Genomic DNA, 21477 nt, shown 5'->3' with positions numbered 1-21477 from the left:
TCAGGCGACCTCCCCCGCCGACGCGGCCGGCAGATAAACGTACACACCGAGGATATCGGCTCTAGGCTGCGCACTGACGCGCAGGCCGCGCACGATCTCTCCCGAAGCGCCGCGGACGCGGCGGTGCGAATCCAGCAGCTCGTCGGCGAGCCGTTGCCCGCGAGCGTCGATGTGGTCGGTCACGGCCGTCAGACCGCCCAGCACACGTTCGATCGTACGGCGCGCGAAGGCACGGTCGGTGTTCTGGTCCGCGGCGGCGTCGAGCAAGGCGAACGTGGCGTCGTCGGTGAGCCACGTGGCCGCCTCGGGCGCGCCCTCAAAGGCCACCATGCGTGCATCCTCGGCGACGATGTCGCGAATCCCGTTGCGGGACGGCAATACCAGGTGGAATCGGTAGCGGACGACGAGCAGGGTGGTGCGGGCAATTACCGACCTGGTCCGGACCACCCCGGCTCGGCGGGCTGGCCGCGGACCGGCGACCCTGTCGTCGAGAGCGGTGTCCAGGACATAGGACGCCGCGGCACGGACCACGGGATCGGTTCGCACCAAAGCGGATTCGCCTCGGGGAACCGGCGCGGCCACGCGAAAGGTCGTCACCAATTCGGCGGCATTCGGGTCCGCACCTATCGCCACCGCGATCGAATTGCGCAGTCCCGCGGGAGAACCGCTCAGATCGGCGGTGAAATCACCGGAACCGTCCGGGGAATCGGCGAGCACGCCGTGCAGTGCGGTAAGGCCGGTCCGCACGAATCGTGGGATCTCATCGCCCCCGCCGAGCACATCGCGAATCGCGATCACTTCACGGGCCACCTCGTCGATCCGAATCGTGCGCTGGGCGAACCGCGACCGCGACGCCTTCTCCCGTTCGGCCGCGGATTTCCATTCCGCTTCCAGCTCGGCGGCTTTGACGTCCGCGACGGTGAGCTCATCGAGACCGAACAGGCCCTGCTGGCCGCTCCCGCCATCTTGGGCGAGCAGCCACTCTACCAGCGCGTCGGTCACGCCCGCGGCGGCGGCGTCGGGAACCGACACCGCGATCCCGATGTCCTTGCGGATCTGGCGATACTTCTTGATCAGGACCTCGAGTACCTTGCCATCGATAATGTTGTCGCTGCCGACCAGAGTGACGACGCGCACCGTGTCGCGTTCCTGCCCGAACCTGTCGACACGACCCTCGCGTTGATCGTGGCGGGTCGGATTCCACGCCAGGTCGTAATGGACGACCGCATCGAAATACCGTTGCAGGTTCACACCCTCCGACAGGCAGTCGGTGGCGATCAGGACCCGGCGGGCGGCCGGGTCGTCACCAGCGGCCTCGGCGAGCTCCTCGATGCGCTGCAATCGCTGTTGCGGTGACAGATCACCGGCAACCGCGCGAATCACCGTCTTGCGGCCGAGTTTTCCGGTGAGATGCTCGGCGACGTACTCGGCGGTGGGAATGTAGCGGCAGAAGACGATCGGGTGATAGCCGTCGGCGATCAGCTGTTTGAGCTGTTTAGTTAGTGTTGCAAGCTTCTTGTCGGTGGCCGGACCTTCCAGCTCGGACGCCCTCTGGGCGAGTTCGAGCAAACGTTGATCGACACCATTGGAATCGGTATCCGAGATCACTACGCCCGCAACGACATCGAGCCCTTCGCTGGAATCGTCCTCAGGGAGGTCGCGGGTCGCCGCGGCGCCGAGCACGTCGGCTTCCTCGGCTGTGGTCGCCGCGCTCACACCCGAACGCGTACGCAACGTTTGCGCCGCCGCACGCGGCGACGACACCAGCGACCGCAGCAGCGCGATGGCCGACCACCACGCGATGCGGGCTTCGCGCTTGGTGCGGTCGCCGGCCACGGCGACCTGCTCGCGGGCATAGACGATGGCATCGTCGAGCAGCTCGCGGTAGGCGGAATCCAACCGATAGGGCTCGTCCTTGAAATGCCGGTCGGACGGAAAGGCCGTCACCTGAACGAGACTGTTGTCGGCCAGGCCGTCCCGCACGGTGAGATACTGGCGGACATCGGCGCGGGTACGGTGCACGAAGTGCGGAGCCAGTGTCCGCCGCCCCGCGTCCGACTCCAAATCGACGGTGGCGAGCTCGGGTTTCACCAGGCCAAGGAGATTGCGGAACGCGCTCTCCTTACCGCTGTGCGGGGTCGCGGTCACCAGAATCAGATGGCGGTCGGCATCAGCCGCCACCCGCTGTAACAGCTCATAGCGCAGCTGGGTCTGCCGCGATGCCGCCACATCGGCGGCCACGCAGGTGTGTGCCTCATCGACGATTACCAGGTCCGGGCAGTGCCGAACGAAATCGTCGCGGTGACGGGTGGACTTGATGAGATCGGTGGACACCACGACATTGCGGTGCTGTTCGAACAGTGACTTCCCGTAATCGAGGTCACGCTCGAGTCGCGGCGCCGTCGAGGCGATCACGAGCTCGGCGTCGATCCCGAATTTCGTGCGCAATTCGTCCTGCCACTGTTCAGTCAGCGCCGGCGAGCACAGTATCGCGATGCGCCGCGCACTGCCCTGGGCGATCAGCTCAGCGGCGATGAGCCCCGCCTCGACGGTCTTGCCGATTCCGACATCGTCGGACAACAGCATGCGCACGGTGCGCTGGCGTAGCGCCATCATCAGCGGCACAAGTTGATATGCCCGGGGCTCGACGGCCAGACCCGCAAGCGAGCGGAACGGCCCGGCTCCCGAACGGAATCCGACGCGCAGTGCCGCACGTAGCATCCCGGCGGCCTGCGCATCGCCGAGGTCGTCAACATCCGGTGGATCGAACTGCGCCGGGCACACCTGTTCGCGGGCGGGGAACACCGCCGCGATATCGTCGTCGGATCCGCCCAGCGGGCGCAAGACCAGCATGTCATCGGTGCTGTCCGGCAGCACGATCCATTCCCGTTCACGCGCGGACACCAACGTACCGACTCCGAATTCGGTCACGAATCACCGTCCTTTACCCAGATAGTCCGTGAACTGCTCGGCTGTCGCCGCCCAGTCGGCCTCGTGACCGAATCGGATAACGTCCCAGCCGTTGTCGACGAGTCGGTCCTCAGCAGCCACGCCGCGCTCCGGATCACCGCTGCGCTCCGGACCGCCGACGAACACCGCGACATTGACACCCGGCAGTAGGTAGACGAAGTCCGGTCGGGCTCCCGCCTCGGTCACCTCGGCGCTGCCCGTGTCGGGCAACCGCAGGCCGCGCTCGGTGAGCCAGCCAAGCAGCCGATCCGCCGGGGCGGCGCCGCTGGGCGTGCTCGGCCCATTCTCGGCGAGCCGCAACACCTGCTGGGTTCTGGACTCATCGCCTTGTACGTCTTCTGCTGCCGCAGAAGCGAATCGCTTCAGCAGCTCGGCGATGGCATGACGATCGAGCGAGGTGTGATCGGGCTGATTGCCATAGCTGAGCAGACAGTCGTAACAGGCCAGCGCACAGGGGCGGTCCGGATGCGGACCGCCAAGATCGGTTCCAGCCTCGTCGAAGTGACATATCGACAGGGCCACCGCGGCGGCCTGCTGGAACGCTTCGGGTTCGGACTGCAAGCGACGCAGCACGCCCGCTCCGCCCTCGGCCGCCTCGGTGAACAGGATGCGGTCGCGCGGACCCTCATCCGGTGGCAGCAACTCGCTGGTGAGCTCGGAATCCTCTAGCTCGAAGGCCGCCTCGATGCCGCGCTCCAGCGCGTACATCAGACTGAGCGCCTCCGGCCTCGGCAACGGCCGGGCGAGCCGGAGAACCAGGATGTTTCGTCGGTCCTCCACGAACGGCAACACCCGCAGCCGACGACGGCGCTCGGTGCCGTCCTCGTCGATCAGCGGCACGTCTGTGCCTGCGCCGACCGCATCAGCCGCGTCACGCTCGTTGAGCCAGCGGCCGTCGTCGGGGTCGAGCCAGAAGCCCGGCGGCTCTTCGGATCTGGCCCGCAGTCGACCGATATTCGTGATCCGCACAGTGGCTGAGTCCCCGTAGGACATCGTGGCCAGCGGGTGGCCTGCCGCGACGATCCGGGCGTCGCGGCGGCCGGCCCGCGTGCCGTGATCGGCGAAGCGGTAGGAGGTTACCAGCCGGAACCCCGCTCGGCGGCGCTCCTCCTCATCGGAGGTGATGCGCTCACGAGGCCGGGTGAACACTGTGTGCAGCTGCAGCAGATGGTAGGTGGTGGCGCGTAACGGTTCGTCGCACATCTCGCAGCGATCAGCGCCTGTGCTGTCCTGCACCGGATGGTGGTACCCACACGCCGTGCATCGCCTGGCGGTGTGCGTGGCGACGTCGCCGCCGCTGTTGGCTGGCAGCTGGATTCGCGTCACCTGGTACCGCGCGCCCTCGTGGTAGATCAGTGCGCCCGGACCGAATTCGCGGATTGCGAGGAACCTCGGGCGTTGCAAAAAGTCACCGTCCCCGCGGCGGCGGCCGGTCACCGAGATGTATGCGGCCAGCGGCAGCCGTGGGAAGGAGTATCCGGGCAGGAAGCCCTCGCTGGCCAAATACCGGTACGGACTGAAGTCCGCGAGCACAGCCTTGCGGTCGGGTACCTCGTTCTTCAGAAGGTTGATCTGGGTTTCCGCCTCCAGTCGCCGCCGCGAGGCCAGAGTACGGTCCCGTTCCGACAGCGTGTGGTCGAGCACCCTCCGATTCTGTTCCCGCTGATCTGCCAGAGCCCCACGGAGAAGATGGCGCCAGCGGTCAAACGCCTCGTCGAAACGATCCGGCGCACTGCGGATGATCTCCTGGGTCCAGTGCTCATCCCACCAGGTGGTGTCGGCCAGACCGGAGAGAGCGGCGAGAACCTCCTCCGCTGCCGCCACTGCACGGTCGCGGACCGCCGTGTCGTGGATGGCTGCAGTGATGTCGTCATGGAGGCTCAGCGACAGATCGGCGACCGATGAGTGTTCGAGCTGGGCGATCTTGATGACCTGCGGGATCGCGTGGCCGAGCGCGATGCCGGTCTCTGACAGCCAGATCGCCTGCACGTGGGAGCGGATCAGGTCCTCGTTGGCCAGGTCGATGCGGGGTGGGGTCACCGAACCGGCGACCATTCGCTGGGAGCGCCGGAAATAGTACTGGTCGTGACTGTTGCCGGTGGCGCAATAAGTGGCCACCAGCGCGGGCTGGCCCGATCGTCCGGCCCGCCCACTGCGCTGGGCATAGTTCGCGGGAGTCGGCGGGACATTGCGCATCATGACCGCGTTCAGCTCGGCGATGTCGACGCCGAGCTCCATGGTGGGCGAACAGTACAGCACTTTCAGATCAGCGGCGCGAAAGTCCTCCTCACGCTGCTCGCGCACGCCCGGATCCACCTGAGCAGTGTGCTCTTTCGCCAGCATCCGCCCCAAGGTCTGGGCCGTGTCCCTGTACAGCTGCTGGAAGAACGCATTGACCTGCGGTGCCCGGTCCTTCTCGTAGGTGCGCCGCAGTGGGTCGGCGATGCCCTGCTTGCCATCGCCGACCCGCCAGATAAGTGCCGCCGCCGCCACCCGGTAGCCGGTGGGCTGCGGCCGGGTGGCGGCACGGCGATATCGGCCAACCGGACGGGGCGATTCCGACACCTCGACGACCAGGCCCGCGTTCTTGGCCACTTCGAGCAAACCAGTGATCACGGCCTGGATATCGGCGCTCTCACAATCACCGAAGTGGCCGCGGCGCAGATACTTTCCGAACAATCCCCGGCTGGATAGGAACAGGCCGGAGCGGTCCGCTCCAGCCGAGGATGCCTGCGGATAGGCGATGGCCACGCGCGGTCGGTCAGAGCGAGTCAGCACCCACGGGTCGACGAGGCGCTCCTCGCTCGCTCGCTGCAACAGGTCGAACTCGTCGCGGAATAGCTGAACGTCGATCGCCAGCGCCCTCCGCATCTCGTCGAGCAGGGCACGCAGGATCTCGGCTCGCTGCCGGTCCGGGGCGTCGCGGAGCAGGGGATGCGCTTGTAACCATCGATCCTGCTGTACGGCAAGCCATTCCAAGTCGGCATAGTCGATTCGCAGCAGTCCGGTCTGCTCCAGGTTGGGCATCGTGACCCGCCAGCCGCGTTCGAGATCCACATACAGCCGGAACGTGATGACGTCACGCAGGGTCTTGGCCGCGATGCGGGCCAGCGTAGGCGCGAGATCCTCGCCGCGAACGTAGTCGGCGGGCTCCAGACCGAGCGCACGTGTGACCGCGACACCGATCTGTTCATGGGTCAAGCCCTCCGGTCCCGCGTCGCTGACTGCCCGGAACACTGCTCCCCGCAACTGTGCGACTTGGATGAAATCGTTGAAGTGCCCGGCCTGCAGGGCCGCATCCTGCCGGTTGTCGACGAAGGTGAGCAGTTTGCGCGCCTTCTCGTCGAGCGCCTCCGGGGGCGCTTGGTCCAGCGACCGGACGATCGACATCGACACTAGCGACGTGGCCGACGAGCGTCCCTCCCGGTCGAGTGTGGCCAGTTTGGCGAAGTCCTTCCCACGGGTCTGCTCATAACTGACACCGCAGGAGAGGCAGAACAGAAACGGCGCGGGAATGAACGCGGCGGGAAGTCCACTCTCGGTTTCATATCCGCGGGCATCGACGGCCACAGCGCTCGGCACCCGCGCGTGGAACGAATCGCGGACGGCGTCCTGCCCTGAACCATCGGAGAGCAGCCACGATTCTGGTAGTCGTCGCTCCGCGATCGCCACATCGATACTCGACGGCCACGGCCGATCCGGATCGATGAGCAGGTAGCCGTCGTTGGACTGTCCTCCGGTGGCGTTGGTATCCCGCCGCGGCTCGTAGCGCGTGTGTCCTTTCGCACTCACCCGCCACACGGTCAGGTATTCCTGGCCGCATTCACGGCAGAAGGCGACGGGGAGCAGGATCTTGTCGTCGGTACCGGGCTGGACCAGCTGGTAGTCGCGCGTGATGTGGCGGGTGCGAGGGTCCTCCACCGTGACGTAGATCGAATCACCCTTGGACAGAAACTGGTGCAGGCGGAAGGCGAACAGCTGTCGCCCAGTGACCGGATGCTTGGCCGCGGCCCCGGCCCGTAACGTGTCCTGGATGGCGTGGGCGCAGTCGTCGGTGTCGACACCAGTCGTGTCAGCGAGTCGCCTGGCCGCCTCCTCAATCGTGGTGGGATGCTGCCGTACCAGACGGCCCGAACCAACCGTGGTGACACCGAACGCGGATTCAATCCAGCTGGCAAGCGGGTCACAGACCAGATCTTCGTACGATCGCGGTGCGATGGGTGCCCGCAGCCGCCGGACGGACATCGAATCCGGTTCCGGATCCGTTGCGCGCACGAGGGTTTCGCCGATCACATGTCGTGGCTCGATCGAGACACCGAACAGCGTCGACGCCGTGTCCGCGACAGAGCGGCGCTGGTCGTCGAGCGATCCCTCACCGGCGATGGTCGCCGACGTGCCGATGCACTGCATCCGATCGGCGGCGCATGCCTGGCGAACCCGGCGGACCAGCAGGGCGACATCAGCACCCTGGCGACCTCGGTAGGTATGCAGCTCGTCGAAAACCAGGAAGTCCAGGCCCCGGGCCATCCGGATCAGCGACTCGCGCTCACTCGGACGGGTCAGCATCAGTTCCAGCATCACGTAGTTTGTGAGCAAAATGTCCGGGGGGTTGTCGCGGATCCGTTCGCGATCCTTGTCGGACTCCTGCCCGGTGTAGCGCGCAAAGGTGACCGGCTCGTTGCCCTCGCCATAGCCATCGCGCAGGTACTTCGACAGCTCCTCACGCTGGCTGTTGGCCAAGGCATTCATCGGGTAAACGATGATGGCGCGAACCCGTGCCTGCCGATCCGGCCCGTAATCGCGATCACGCAGCACTCGATCGACAATCGGCAGGATGTACGACAGCGATTTGCCCGATCCAGTGCCGGTGGTCAGCACGTACGATGCGCCGGTGCGGGCGGTTTCGAGTGCGTCGCGCTGGTGTTTGTACAGCGCGACAGGCCGACCGTCGAATGCCTTGCCGCCCTTCGTCTTTCCGAGCTGGAAGATTTGGGCGCATTCGGGGTGCAACAAGCCTGCGGCTGTCAGTTCGCCGACCGTGCCGCCGGGCGCGAAGGATGGGTTGATCGCCAGCCAAGGGTCCGGCCATTGAGACTTGCTGTCCAGATCGTCCTCGACGAACTCGGCGATCCGGTCATCACGAATCAGCATGCCGCCTTCAGTGAACGCGCGATAGTCGGCGATCAACTGTTCGTGAACGGCGAAGACGTCCATGCCCGTCAACGTATTCGGCGCGGACTCCCCCGTAGTCCCGGACGTGACCAGGGTTGATGCCGGACCGTCGCCAGGCTGGACACGTTGTCGCAGCGGGTTGAAGTCGTTCCATTCGGCCATGCTGTCGGTACCGTTAGCCAGCGGCAGCAGTACCGCGTGTGCGTCGTAGGCAGTGGGCCGATCCAAGGCATGCTTGGCGAGTAGCCGGGCGATGAGATCCTCGAGCTCGGCGGGAACATCGGACCGAAGTTCGCCGACCCGGATCGGCGTGTGGTCAAGGTGTTTGCGGCCCAACTCGAGAGTCGACTCGGCGTCGAAGGGCGGGGCGCCGGTCACCAGCTCGAACAGCATGCATCCGAGGGAGTAGAGATCAGCGGCGGGGGTGACCCGTGCCGCCCGGAACTGCTCGGGAGCCATGTAGCGGGCGGTGCCGACGGTGGTTCCCGTGCTGGTGATCCGCCCCGGGCTCGCGTCGTCCAATATCCGCCCCATGCCGAAATCGAGTACCTTGACAGCGCCGCCGCGGAGCAGCATCACGTTCGACGGCTTGATGTCTCGGTGGATGACGTTGGCGGCATGCGCGTCAGCAAGGCCGTCGGCGATACCGACACCGATCGCGGCTGCCCAGGAGACCGGCAATCGCGGTGTCCGCTCCAGCAGCGCACGCAGGTCGACGCCGTCGAGCAGCTCCATCGCCAGATAGGGCTGCCCATCCTTGGCGAAGCCACCACTGATCATGCGAGGCAGATTGGGGTGATCGAGCCTGCGCATGATGCGAACTTCACGTTCGAACCGGCGGACCGTCTTCGGATCGGTTATCGAGTCGATCGGGGTGCCGGATCGGCTGCGCAGCAGCATCTTGACCGCAACCGTTGCCTCACCGAGATCGTCGATCGCGTGCGTGTCGTCGGCCCGATAGACCACGCCGACACCACCCCTGCCGATGACCTCATGCAATCGGAAGCGATTGCCGACCAGATGGCCGGTCATGCTCGAGCCCTGTTGAGACGCACCCGACAGTGAGTGGGGCGACCACTGACACGGCCCAGCATCCCAACATCCGGATGATCAGCGGGCAGCCCCCATGCGTACATGCATCCATCATCGGGCACCACCCTTGCCCTCATCGAACAACCCTCCCGTAATTCCCTAAGTGATCCTGCGAGCCGCCAGGTCGCCACGCTTGGCGCGACCGACTACCGGCCCCTTTCCGATGGCGTCGGCCGAAGCAATCCGCCTATCTCCGACCTCGTCGGTTCCCGCCATTCCTCTCCACAATGCCGAATGATCCAGGCAGCAAGGCCCCGTGGCATCGGGCATCCGTTTGAGCGCTACCCGCTGAACAAGCAACGACTCCCCTCAACCCGAGTGCGGTTGGATCACATTGAAATGCAGGCAATTTCGACTAGGGATCATAGCCGATACCATCGGATATGAGTCGTACACCACACCGACCGGAAGACTCGACTAGGGCGCGTCCTCAAAGTGGTTGTGGCTGATTTGCTTTGCGGTGGTTGCTGGTCTGTTTTGATGTCGGGTTGTGGTGCGCAGGCATGAGTTGACCGATGAGCAGTGGCAGGTCGTGGAGGCGTCGTTGCCGGTGTCGGGTGCGAAGGGGCGTCCGCGGATCGATGACCGGCGGGTGGTCAACGGCATGTTGTACAAGGCCAAGACCGGAATCGCGTGGCGGGACCTGCCCGAGCGGTACGGGCCGTGGAAGACCGTCTACAACCGGTTCTGGCGGTGGTCACGCAACGGAACCCTGACGCTGCTGGTCGAGCGGGTGCGGGTGATCGCCGACGCTGTCGCTGAGCTCGACCGGGAGGTGTCGGTGGATTCCTCGATCGTGCGTGCGCACCAGCATGCTGCGGGTGCCCGGCGCGGGCGGGTGATCCACACCGGCGGGAGGCGGGTTCTACCCCGGGGCAGATAGCGAGCCCGCTGATCACGCGATCGGCCGGTCTCGTGGTGGGCCGACGACGAAGATCCACCTGGCCTGTGATGGGCTCGGGCGACCGTTGTCGATTGTGTTGACCGGCGGCAACGTTAACGACTGCACCGTGTTCACCAGGGTGCTGGCCGGGATCTGGATGCCACGGCCCGGGCGCGGGCGGCCGTGGACGCGGCCACGGCGGGTGCTGGCGGACAAGGGCTATTCCTCGCGTGCGATCCGGGAACACCTGCGGTGTCGCGGCATTGCCGCGACGATTCCCGAACGCGCCGACCAGCAGGCCAACCGGCGGCGCCGTGGCACGGCTGGTGGCCGTCCGCCGACGTTCGATCCGGTGGCCTATCGCCGACGTAATGTCGTCGAGCGTTGCTTCAACCGGCTCAAGCAATACCGGGCCATCGCCACCCGCTACGACAAGACGGCAACCTCCTACCGCGGCATGCTCGACCTGGCCACCCTGCTCATGTGGCTTTGAGGACGCGTCCTAGCACGCTCGGACGGCGCGGATGCGGCAGGAAGAGTGTCCAGGCCAGCTTCAGCGACGGGTGACGAGTTCGATAGCTGGCCGGTAATGTCGGGCACTCGAGATGACGCGCCGGAGGTGCCGATCGAAGCCCGGGATGTCGGTGCGATCCAGGCCGGCAGAGTTGGCGATGATGTACTCGTTGGTGAAGGACAGGCATTCGGGAGTCGAGGACCTGCCCGGCTGTCGCGGTTTTCGCGTAGACGGAGACCTACCTGCACGTCCTCCCGGCATGGATGGAGACGCCGCGGCCAGGTCGGGTGGACAGCTTCGAGCGGGTCCGGGCTGAGCGTCGGCCGACCAGCCAGCAAAACAGCAGATCAACGCCCCGACGCCAGCGTCAAGATCAAAACGTGACCTAAGTAGGTAGCACGGTACCGATCCTTGAGCCGGTGGATTGAGCGGCGCGCGGCCGGCGCGCGGATGGTGACGACCGCCCGATTTTAGAAACGTAGTTCGGTGCGCGGTCTGGCGAAGTAGCCCAAGGCTTCGTCGGACCGTGCTCGATGCTCGGCATCATCTAGTCCGGCGTACGCGGCTACCCAATTCAGAGCGGGAACCCACCTGTTCGTGAGTAGCTGCGCGAGACGAGGTTGGAAGTGCCGCTTCTTTCCTTCCTCGTTGAGAAATGGCGGTAGAAAGCACCATGCGATCATCTGAAGAGAGGATGTGTGGACGCTCGAAAAGAACAACCAGTAGGGAAACTTTTCATCCAGCGCCTGAATAAATGCGCGAACGGACTCGATTTCGAACAGCTCGGCGTCGGTGTCATCGTATCCGTCGATACGGAGGTCCAGTATTCCCTGTGCTGCACGGGCAAATTCGCGAGAACTCACTAACCGTTGGAGTACACGCAGTGTCGGTTCAATGTTGCCGGATTCGATGTCGGCACGGTCGACGACGAGGTGCAGCGAATCGAACGGCAGGCGCTCCTCGTTGGCGAGGTGTGCGGCTGCGGAGAGCAGATCTTCGGCGAGATCCGCGTTGTGGAATCGGGCGTATGGTGATTTCGAATCCATCAGTTCGCCGTTGAGCTGGCGAGCAAGGTTAATGAACTCGAGGGTGCTGATCGGCCCGCGTAGAGTCGAGAGATCGTCGATAAGATCGAACTGCCATGCCCAGACGAGCTTCTGGTATTTCATCGGTCGTCCGAAAACAAACTCGCTGGTGAAGTTCAGTTCTGACGTCGTTCGGTCCAGCGGAGGCGCGATATTGCAGACGACGATGACCTGACGTGATCCGTTGCGTCGTGCGACCTCGGAGATGAACAAGACCTCCTGGCCGCCGCAATTGACCGTCAGTAGCCTGCGTCCGCTCGGCTGTTTTGTCGACGGCAGTGCGGTAACATTCCAGCGGTCTCGCTGATTCGTATGCACGTCCGGGATGCACTCGCAGATGTACCAGCTAACCAGACGCTGGACCATCGGATATGACGGGTGTGCGGACAATTCGCGGAATCGGGCGCCTGGCGTGGCCACCCGGGCGGAGCGATCGGTCGAGTCGCTGCACCACGCCCGGTTCCTCATCAGCGCGAGTTCGCCCGTGCGGTCGACGCATTTGCGCTTCGGTTCCGGAGCGCGACGTGCGAGAAGGGTATGGCGGACGTTCTCGTAGATGGTGTCGAGGGTTAGGTATTCCGGCCCGTCCGGTACGCCATTGTCGAGCAGGTCGATGAGCGCTCCGGTGAACGCTGTGTGCTGTTCGCCCTCCGGAGCGTGGGCGGTTAGGTTCTCCGAGGTCGAGGTCAGCGTGTATGTGCCGCTCACCTCCATGGCTGCTATGGCTGATCCAGCGGCTCCTGCGCCCATCGCTTCGAAAGCGCGCCCGGAGAAACAACAATCCAGGATCAGGACCCGATTCCTCGCCGGGGATTTGGCCATGATGTCGCGGATGTGATCGATGTTGATCGCTAGCCAGAACCGGTCCAGTAACCTGGGCGAATTCGTAAGGCTAAGGAAGAGCCGATCGCGCGAATCCAGCAGTCCGTGGCCAGCATAATAGACCAGCAGCAGGTCTTCGGCTTCGCTCGCTGCCGAGAGCACGGAGGACAGGACGTCGTCTGGATCCGTCTTATCGATGATGGCCTCGCAGTTCTTCACTGGCAGTTCGAGACCACGATCACCGGTAAGGATGTCGAACAAATCCGAGACGTTGTGGGCAACCGCAGGCAGGCTTGGCAGCGCTACGTCACGGTAGCTGCTCGTGCCGATCAGGACCGCCCGGGAGCGAAGGCCGTCCGGCAACCGCATTGCTGATCTCCTCGTCAGGGGTATATGTCTCAAAAATCTTGGCGATCTGGTCCGCTGCCGGACCAGCGCCGGTGATCTCGACCCGCGTACCGTCCGGTGTGGTGACTTCGACCCGTAGTTCGGATCGACGCTGCTGAAGCCACACCGAGACAGATCGCGCCAGCACCGTCGCAGCGCCACCGCCGCCGAGTGCGACGATCAGTACCTCTTCCAATGCACCCATTTCACCGGGGCGGATCGGTTGGTGCTCGGCGCGCACGCGGCCCCGCAGCAGGGATTCTCGGCTTGTCCAGTCCCGTAGGGATACGAGTTCGCGGTGTGGATCGTGGCTGCCCGCCACACGAAGTTGCACATCCATGTGCTGCCTCCCCTCTCGATGCCGGAGCGTACCAGCCGATGGCGTGGCATCCCGCTACCGTGACGCTCATTTACCCTGTCCGACAGGATGTTTGACTGTTTCGTGAATCGTGGCGTGCGACCGATGCGCTGTCTGGTTCGGTTGCCTGTGGAGTGCACGCACCGTGCCACTGAACCATGCGGTCCTGAGCGCGTGGCCGAAATATCGGAGCGCCGATGATCGGACAGGCGCAGACGCGAGTGGTCATGCCTGACAATGCTGAGAAGCCCAAGCGAGCGCAGGAAGAGACTCTCCTGGCCAAGGACTGGTGCGTTGTCTCGATTGACGACTTCGAAATCGGCCGGTTGAGGGCAGGGGACCGTGGACCAGAAGGTTAGTGGTCTGCTCGGACTCACGCTGCGCCTGCGGGGCCAGCTACGCGCGGCTACCCATGAGCACCTCAGACGCAAAGCATTCAGTGCCGGCGGATACGAAGCCGTCTGCCGCGAGACAACGATCAGATCAGTCCCGTGACCCGGTGCGGGGTGGTGACGGTGTCGCCACCCCGAAGATCACAGCAGCAAAAGGTGTGGTGACTATGTCACCAGAGAGGTGGTAGCTTGGTGTCTCGTAATGTACTGAAGCGTTCTGAAAGGTCTATTGCGGCCCAACATTTGGGCTAGCTCAGCCTATTGACCAGGCCAATCGTGAAGCGCCAAACCAAGGTTCGAATCCCGTCATCCGCTCCACGAAAAGGCCAGGTCAGTGACGTGAGCTACCCTGGTTTAGCCGTGTATGTCACCACGTCACCATTGCGCTCTCAACGGCTTCTCAGGGCAACTACCGGCTCGGGAGGCTTCATACTCACACCCCGCCCGCGACCCAGTAGCAACGGGTCGATCGCCCGGCAGGTTCCGTTCCATTACTACGACGAGACCGGTCGTTGGCGGTCGACGTCGGAGACTTTCGACGACTTCGAGGCCGCGGTGCGCTGGTGTGAGCTGGCCGAGGTGGTCGGGGTTGCCGAGGCGGATGGAGCGGGCACGGCGTTTCGCCTTCCACGCGGTGAACTACGGCGCCACGGCACGGTGGCATGCGCGCGGTTTCGTCCGGGACTTGGTTGCGCCGCAGTCGATGTCGGCCGCACACGGTCAGCGCTGGGGCTTCGAGGGGGTGCTTGCGCACAGCGCAGTGGTGAGGGCGGTGCGCATGTCCGCTCCCGCCTGTGCGTCGCTGCCACCCGGGTACAGATTGGCCATGACGGTGACGCTGCGGCCGTCGGTCGTCACACCGCCTAGGGTCTGAAATCCCAAGATCCCGCCGTCATGTCCCCAGTACACGCCGCCGCACGGTAGAGATGAGCTCTCCAGGCCAAGGCCGTAGGTACTGCCGGATGAACTGCCGGTGGGGTGGGTCGTCATCATCGCCTGCAGTTCGGACGGGCGAAGGAGCCCGCCGTTCACGAGTGCGTCGAGGAAACGATCCAGATCCGCGGCACTGGAGATCATTGCTCCGGAGGCGCCCGCGATCGACGGGTTGACCTCGGTGGTATCGATGAGGGAACCTTCCGGCTCGGCGTATCCCTGCGGGTGAGTGCCGGGGATTGCCGATTCGTCCCCGGGGACGAAGGTGTCGTGGAGGCCGAGCGGCCCGATGACTCGTTGCTCGATCTCCTGCTCGTACGGTCGATCGGTGACCTGCTCGATGAGCATTCCGGCCAGCACATAGTTGGTGCTGGAGTACTGCCAGCCGGTCCCGGGGGCGAACAGTCGCGGGTGGGCGAGCGCGATCTGCACGAGTTCCAGCGGATCATGGTGCGCGACAGGATCTGTCAGTACCTCCCCCAAGCTGAGGTACTCCAGATAGTCGGGCAGGCCGCTGGTGTGCTGGAGGAGCTGCCGCACCGTGATGTCGCGCCCGTCGTTGCCGTTCCCGCTGATCACGCCGGGCAGATACTGCTCGACCGGTGCGTCGAGCACGACCCGACGTTCGGCCACGAGTTGCAACACCACAGTGGCGACGAACATCTTGGTCATGCTGCCGATGCGGAACCGGCTGTCGCCCGCGATCGGTGCGTGGGTCTCGATGTTCGCGACGCCGCTGGTCAGCACTGTCCGGCCGCGCGCGTCGCGCACCGCGAGCAGCACTCCAGGTGCGCCGCCGGCGCCGGTCAACCGTTGCAGGATGGTGCGCACATCGGTGTAGCCGGGTGGTGCTGGGGTACTCACGTCGCTGCCTGTCCCGCACGCGCACAGCGTCAACGCCGCCGCGACGCACACAGAGCCGAAAACCTTCCCGAATCCGAGCATTTTGTCCTCCAACAGCTTGGCGGACCTCATGCTAGGCAGCCCCGGCCAGGGCACACGTCACCCCCGAGAGCTAACTGACACACCGTCTTTCGATACTCGAGGGCCAGGCGTGCCTCACCCGCGAGATGTATCCGGCGCGCCGCCTCGATGGCAGACCGTCCGGTATCCGACCCGGTGCCTGCACTGAATCTGTCTCTTGGACAACCCGTCCCGAGAATCCCGGCGTCTCGCGGCGAGCAACTCCGCCCGCAACACGATCGCCATGGCGACTCCCTCATTCGAGCGCGGTCCACCCAGCCCGGATAACCTCAGCGGTGGGGCACGCTCATCCTGCCACCGCAACCCGCGCAACGGTGTCGAAATCCGCGACCACGAACATCGCGCTCGGACGAGTGGTGTCGAGATTCACGACCAAACGATTCCCACGTTCGCGACCAGACCACCCGGTGGACGAAGTTGCCAGAACCGCCCAGCCTGACGCGGTGTCGATAAACGTGTCGGGCGAACCGGTCCAGGAAGGGTTCCGGTCGTAGTCGCGCGAAAAACGACAAAGTTGCCTTGACCAGCGGTGATGGCGGTGTCGGTGCCTGGTGAGATGATCCGATCCGGTTCGCGATAGGTCGTAGCCGGTTCCACGATGGCCAGGAGGTCTCATGCCCCGTCCAACCAGCGACGTGCAAGCATTCGAAGCCCACGCAACTGACGCTGACCTCGACGATCTGCACGCGCGATTAGCCGCGGCGCGACTACCGGAGGCCGAGACGGTCTATCGCGCCGCGCCCGACCCTCGCCGATGGGAACAGGGCGTTCCTCTCGCCGACCTCGTCGATGTCGTGAACTACTGGCGCACCGGGTACAACTGGCGGTCGTTCGAAGAGCGCATCAACCGAATCGGCCAGTTCCGCACGACCATTGACGATCTGGGAATCCACTTCCTGCACCGCCGATCCGCGCGCGCAGATGCCACTCCTCTGATCTTGACGCACGGCTGGCCAGGCAGCATTGCCGAGTTCATCGATGTAGTAGACGAGCTGGCAGATCCGAAAGATGCGGACGCGCCGGCGTTCCACGTCGTGGTTCCATCGCTACCAGGCTTTGGTTACAGCGACAAGCCGGCCACCACCGGGTGGGGAACCGAAAAGATCGCGGCCGCATGGGTGGAACTGATGGGAAGGCTCGGCTACAGCAAGTTCGCAGCCCACGGCGGCGACTGGGGAGGCAATATCACCACGGTTCTCGGCGGCAGGTTCCCGGCGCACGTGCTTGGCATCCACACAACGTTCGCGGAGGCACCGCCCGGGTTGACAACGGACGGGCTGACGGCGGTCGAGCGCAAGTGGACCGAGGAAACCCGCGATTTCTGGGGCGGATCGCCGACGCGCCACCGCGCGGCGTACGCAAAGCAGCAGGCGACCCGACCGCAGACCATCGGCTACTCGCTCGTCGACTCACCAGTCGGGCTTCTTGCCTGGATTCTCGACAAGTTCGCCGAGTGGACAGACACCGAAGACAGCCCGTTCGAGACGATTTCGCGAGACCGCATTCTTGACGACGTCACCCTGTATTGGCTGACGCGGACCGGAGCATCGTCGGCCCGCATTTACTACGAAAGCCACAACTCGCTCGACCCCGAACTTCGGGTCGACGTCCCGTCGGCAATCACTATGTATCCCCGCGACATCGACAAGTGTCCGCGGCCCTGGGCACAGGAGCGGTACCGACAGATCGTCCGATGGAGGTCGCCCGAAATCGGGGGACATTTCCCGTCGCTGGAGGTTCCCGAGTATTTCGTCAAGGACCTGCAAGAAGGCCTCGCGGCAGTGCTGGCCGCTGATCGGTGAACGCGACTGGATGCCTGTACTCGGAATTAGAGCCATCGCCGCTGGTCAAGTCGGTTGCCACCGTTGTCGGAACACCGCGTTGCCAGTCGTGGGACCACCGACATCAGGCGATCCGCTGGGAGAACATGTTCCAGATTCGTTATGTCGACCGATCATGGCGACGGCAAACTGAACGTCCGGAAATGCCGACGAGCGGATGAGCGGCTGTCAGCCGGCGAATTTCGCGATGGCCTGCGCGGTGACCGGGGTGAAGAGGTTGATCAGGTTGCCGTCGGGGTCGCGAAACAGTTCCGCCGCCGCATGCCACGGTAGAGTCAATACCGGACAGTTTCCGCCCGGTATAGATGCAAGAATTTCGGAGATGACGCACGAGAGAACCACGTCTGGGATCCCGGTCGCCGGCTGGCCCGGACCTGTGGGTTCGGGCTGAAACCTGGGATCGGTAGGTGGCGCGCGCGGCATCTACTTGCCCCATGACATCTTCTCAACCTCCCACGAACCAACCGCAACCCGCCGGCTTGGACAAAAAGACCAGCGCGATCCTGTCGTACGCACTGGGATGGCTCACCGGAATCATCTTCCTGTTCATGGGAAAGAGAGATCCCGATGTGAAATTCCATGCCTCGCAATCGATCGTCTTCTTCGGGGCGGTCTCGGTGGTCAATATTGTTCTGAGCATCGTCGGCTCGCTCCTCGGAGGCCTGGGGATCATCTTCAGCCTCGCCGGACTCGCCGTCGCGGTCTTCGCGGTCGTCGTATGGATCATGGCCATGGTCCAGGCGAATAACACTGGCGGTGTCCGCGCGGAACTTCCCATCGTCGGAAAATTCACTGCCCCATATGCCGATCAGTTGGCCAACTCGGTCAAGTAGCGGCATATTTGGAGTCCCCAGCTGGATTTCGTCATCGAGGATGCTGTCGGCACCCCTGCCTGCGGGCCAGATGCGACAGTCCGAAGATCAACGGCCCGAGGCTACGCGGGCCGTTGATCTCCGCGTGGAACGTCCGAGAATGCCGATGTGCGGATGTTGGTGTCGATAGACTCTGACCTCCGGTACCGGTAAGCAGTTCAAACGAATCGACATGGAGAGCCGTGGCTGATGAGTGACCTCGAGCTGTTCCGGATCGACGATGGCAAAGCCTTCGAATTGTGGTAGCTCAGTCGCTTTGGAGCGTCGACTGCAGAAGACCATCGAGTCGAACATGGAAGCGCTGTTCGGCGTTCGTTTTCTAGCTTCGGAGTACTCCACCGGCGCCAAGCATCGGGGCCGCATCGACTCGCTGGGGGTTGATGAAACAGGGTCACCAGTGATCTTCGAGTACAAGCGGTCCCGCGACGAGAACGTGATCAATCAAGGCCTGTTCTATATGGCTCCTCGACCACCAAGGCGAGTTCAAGCTACTCGTCATGGATCGGCTCGGGACGGACGCAGCACGCCAGATCGACTGGACCAGTCCCCGGCTCGTCTGCATCGCCGGGGACTTCACTCGCCACGACGAGCATGCGGTGCAACAGATCAACCACAATATCGAACTCGTTCGATATCGCGACTTCGGTGGTGAGCTACTGGCCCTCGAGTTGCTGACCGCAATCAGCACTGCGCCATCCCGGGGATCCACGCACACAAGTTCGGTCGGGTCCGGGACCCCGGAGCCCACAATGGACGACCGCTTGGTGAAATCGTCCGAGTCCCTGAAGAATCTGTTCGCCGACCTCGACGCGCAACTGATGGCGTTCGGCGACGATGTCCAGAAGACGACGCGCAAGCTGTATTTCGCCTACAAACGGCTCGAGAATTTCGCCTGCGTCGAAGTGCATCCGCAGAGTCGAGCGCTCTTGGTCTATCTGAAGGTCGACCCGGACACCGTGAAGCTCGAGCCCGGCTTCTCTCGCGATGTCCGCAACATCGGACACTTCGGCACAGGCGACCTCGAGGTGCGCCTGAAGGACTCAGCCGACCTCGCCAAGGCGGAAAAGCTGCTGCGGGCCAGTTATGACGTCAGCTGAACCATTTCTACTCGGCGGCTACACGAGCCAGTGAGCCGCATATCGGTCGTTCGGAAACGCGGCGTCCGCCAATCAACAGCGCGATAACCCGTTTCACTTCTGTACTGCTGTCGGTGGTCCCACAATGGCGGCAAATGACAGTCTGCTCAACCTCGGCCTCACCCACGACGGAACCTGGGCAATCGCCTGAGGGCCCAGGGACAACACTTGCCTTCACCACCCCGACCCGCAATGCCGAGCATCGGCAGGAAGAACGACCACTCAGTCGACCTCACGGGGTCTGACCCCAATCGCCGCACAGACGGCCATGTCGGCGTTCTTCCTGCCCCAACTCCCGCTTATTCAGCAGACTCCTAGGCGACGATGACGATCGCGATGAACTCGATCGCGAGTGCGATGGCGGAGAGGATCATTCCCGCGACTGCCAGGACCTTGCCGCGGCGTTGTCCGGTACAGCCGACAATCCCGAGGACGAGTGCGGCTATTCCGAACGGGAGGCCGACAAAAGCTCGCATGCCGGTCAGGTCGATCCACGGCTGCAGCGGGACTACACAACCGAGGATGCTGAGGAGCACCGCCGCTACAGCCGGCCCCATTCCCTGCCGTTGGTCGATCGGCTGTCGACCGTGTTGCCATCCTGCGGCGCTGGGGTGCGCCCGGGGTTGTTGCTGCTGAGGAGGATTCGGAGATAGGGGACCTGGCGGCGCGATGGGTGCGGGGTATCTGGCGTTCGGGCCGGGAGTCACCGGGCCGAGGTGCCGCGCCGGGTTGGTCGGTTCCGGCGGCGGAATGTACGACACTGGTGATCCGGAGTCGCTGTCGAATCCAGTTGTGGGACCGGTGCCGGTTCCCGCTGCCAAGCCGTACCACGCCGTTGGTTCGGATTCTGGTACTGGCTGTGGGGCGCCAGTGGTCCTAGCGCGTGCGGGAGTGATGGCGTGTCGGGTGGCGTCGGCGAGGGCGGCACAGCTCGGGTAGCGCTCGGCGGGGTTCTTGGCGAGGGCGGTCGCGATCACCAGGTCGAGTCCAGCGGGCAGGCCCGGTCGAAGCCTGCTCGGTGCGGGTGGGGGCTCGCCTAGGTGTGCGCCGATGACCGCGGCTTGGTCGTCGCGGGGAAACGGGGGATGACCGGTGAGCAGATGGTGCAGGGTGCAGCCCAGGGAGTAGATATCGCCGCGATGGTCGGCGGCCTGGCGGGTGAAGCGTTCGGGAGCGGCATAGGCGAAACTCGCCGAGATTGCCGACAAGGTGACGGTGCCGTCCAGGGTCCGAGCGATCCCGAAATCGGCAAGCAGGGCGCGTTGCCCGCGGCGGGAGTCGGCCTCGATCAGCAGATTCGCCGGTTTCACGTCCCGGTGCAGCACCCCGTGGGAATGCGCGTAATCCAGCGCCGCCGCAGCGTCGGCGATCAACTCCACCGCCAGCTCGGGCGCCACCCCGCCGGGAGCATCTGTGAGCAGAGTGCTGGCGTCTCCGCCGGGGATGTGGCGCATTGCCAGCCACAGCATCGGATCGTCCGCGGCGCTGCGGTCGTAGACGGTGACGATGTTCGGATGATCCAGTCGTGCGGCCAAGGCTGCTTCGCGGTCGAACGCCGCCCGGGCGCGCGGGTCGGTGGCGAAGGCGTCGTTGAGGACCTTCAATGCGACCCGGCGGTCCATCCGCGGATGCCGCGCCGTGTACACCACCCCCATACCACCGGCGCCGAGGACACCCTCGATCACGAACCCGGCGAACATTTCTCCAGTCCGCAGAACCACCCTAGCGCCCCAATCTCCTCAACCAGCGCCGCCACACTCTCAGCAGTCCTACGGCACACAGGAATCTAACCCACAGTCCATGCGCGCCGACACGGACCGAATCGGTGCCATTCTCCGCCCATGAGCGCGGTGTCTGCCTCAGACTGAAGTGTTGGGCCCGTTGATGGTTGGTGCTTCCCGGGCCCGACCTCGCTGCCCACGGCTGCTCGACACGTTTCTTGGTCTCCGTGAACCGCTTTGAGGGCCTGTAACTTTGGACTCGCAGCGCTTTGTGGAGGTGTTTGCGGGGAGTCGCGACGGTCGCTGGTCATCAGC

The 21477-nt window shown here is 64.4% G+C and carries 9 protein-coding genes and 2 pseudogenes; 4 read left to right on the top strand and 7 right to left on the bottom strand.

Annotated elements, in window-relative coordinates:
- A complete protein-coding gene (locus ABZ293_RS13290; protein WP_355180231.1) occupies window positions 1–2931 on the bottom strand; it encodes a DEAD/DEAH box helicase in 2931 nt (976 codons plus the stop codon).
- Between the two features lie 3 nt (window positions 2932–2934).
- On the bottom strand, window positions 2935–9174 hold the full coding sequence (locus tag ABZ293_RS13285) for a protein kinase (RefSeq protein WP_355180229.1): 6240 nt from the start codon (window positions 9172–9174) through the stop codon (window positions 2935–2937).
- 550 nt (window positions 9175–9724) lie between these two features.
- On the opposite strand from ABZ293_RS13285, the pseudogene ABZ293_RS13280 reads away from it, so the two are divergent.
- Window positions 9725–10610: pseudogene (locus ABZ293_RS13280) on the top strand (IS5 family transposase).
- 491 nt (window positions 10611–11101) lie between these two features.
- Here the strand turns inward: ABZ293_RS13280 and ABZ293_RS13275 are convergent.
- From ABZ293_RS13275 to ABZ293_RS13265, 3 genes are all read right to left on the bottom strand, one after another.
- On the bottom strand, window positions 11102–12907 hold the full coding sequence (locus ABZ293_RS13275; protein ID WP_355180227.1) for a caspase family protein: 1806 nt from the start codon (window positions 12905–12907) through the stop codon (window positions 11102–11104).
- A complete protein-coding gene (locus tag ABZ293_RS13270; protein ID WP_355180225.1) occupies window positions 12846–13265 on the bottom strand; it encodes a hypothetical protein in 420 nt (139 codons plus the stop codon). Before ABZ293_RS13270 ends, ABZ293_RS13275 begins: the two co-directional genes overlap by 62 nt.
- A gap of 1130 nt (window positions 13266–14395) precedes the next feature.
- Complete coding sequence (locus tag ABZ293_RS13265) at window positions 14396–15472, bottom strand: serine hydrolase domain-containing protein (RefSeq protein WP_355180223.1); 1077 nt, start codon at window positions 15470–15472, stop codon at window positions 14396–14398.
- A gap of 734 nt (window positions 15473–16206) precedes the next feature.
- Between ABZ293_RS13265 and ABZ293_RS13260 the strand changes: the two genes are divergently transcribed.
- Complete coding sequence (locus ABZ293_RS13260; protein ID WP_355180221.1) at window positions 16207–17394, top strand: epoxide hydrolase family protein; 1188 nt, start codon at window positions 16207–16209, stop codon at window positions 17392–17394.
- Window positions 17395–17601: 207 nt separating this feature from the next.
- Here the strand turns inward: ABZ293_RS13260 and ABZ293_RS13255 are convergent.
- A pseudogene (locus tag ABZ293_RS13255) lies at window positions 17602–17709 on the bottom strand (VOC family protein); the annotation flags it as partial.
- A gap of 203 nt (window positions 17710–17912) precedes the next feature.
- Between ABZ293_RS13255 and ABZ293_RS13250 the strand changes: the two are divergent.
- Both ABZ293_RS13250 and ABZ293_RS13245 read left to right on the top strand, forming a co-directional pair.
- Window positions 17913–18266, top strand: coding sequence for a DUF4870 domain-containing protein (locus ABZ293_RS13250; protein WP_355180219.1), 354 nt, complete (start codon window positions 17913–17915; stop codon window positions 18264–18266).
- A gap of 788 nt (window positions 18267–19054) precedes the next feature.
- The gene (locus tag ABZ293_RS13245; protein WP_355180217.1) at window positions 19055–19402 is read left to right on the top strand and encodes a DUF5655 domain-containing protein; all 348 of its coding nucleotides are present in this window, start codon (window positions 19055–19057) and stop codon (window positions 19400–19402) included.
- Window positions 19403–19755: 353 nt separating this feature from the next.
- Here the strand turns inward: ABZ293_RS13245 and ABZ293_RS13240 are convergent, their stop codons facing one another.
- Window positions 19756–21162, bottom strand: coding sequence for a protein kinase (locus tag ABZ293_RS13240; protein ID WP_355180215.1), 1407 nt, complete (start codon window positions 21160–21162; stop codon window positions 19756–19758).
- Between the last annotated feature and the right edge of the window lie 315 nt (window positions 21163–21477).

This window comes from Nocardia sp. NPDC005998, assembly GCF_040614395.1.
Taxonomy (GTDB): Bacteria; Actinomycetota; Actinomycetes; order Mycobacteriales; family Mycobacteriaceae; genus Nocardia.
Note: the sequence above shows the minus strand (reverse complement) of the source record. Positions and strands in the feature narration are given on the sequence as shown.

Excerpts from the sequence above, each read along its gene's own strand:
- ABZ293_RS13275 (WP_355180227.1), bottom strand. The coding sequence starts at position 12,907 with ATGCGGTTGCCGGACGGCCTTCGCTCCCGGGCGGTCCTGATCGGCACG.
- ABZ293_RS13270 (WP_355180225.1), bottom strand. The coding sequence starts at position 13,265 with ATGGATGTGCAACTTCGTGTGGCGGGCAGCCACGATCCACACCGCGAA.
- ABZ293_RS13260 (WP_355180221.1), top strand. The coding sequence starts at position 16,207 with ATGCCCCGTCCAACCAGCGACGTGCAAGCATTCGAAGCCCACGCAACT.
- ABZ293_RS13245 (WP_355180217.1), top strand. The coding sequence starts at position 19,055 with ATGGACGACCGCTTGGTGAAATCGTCCGAGTCCCTGAAGAATCTGTTC.
- ABZ293_RS13285 (WP_355180229.1), bottom strand. The coding sequence starts at position 9,174 with ATGACCGGCCATCTGGTCGGCAATCGCTTCCGATTGCATGAGGTCATC.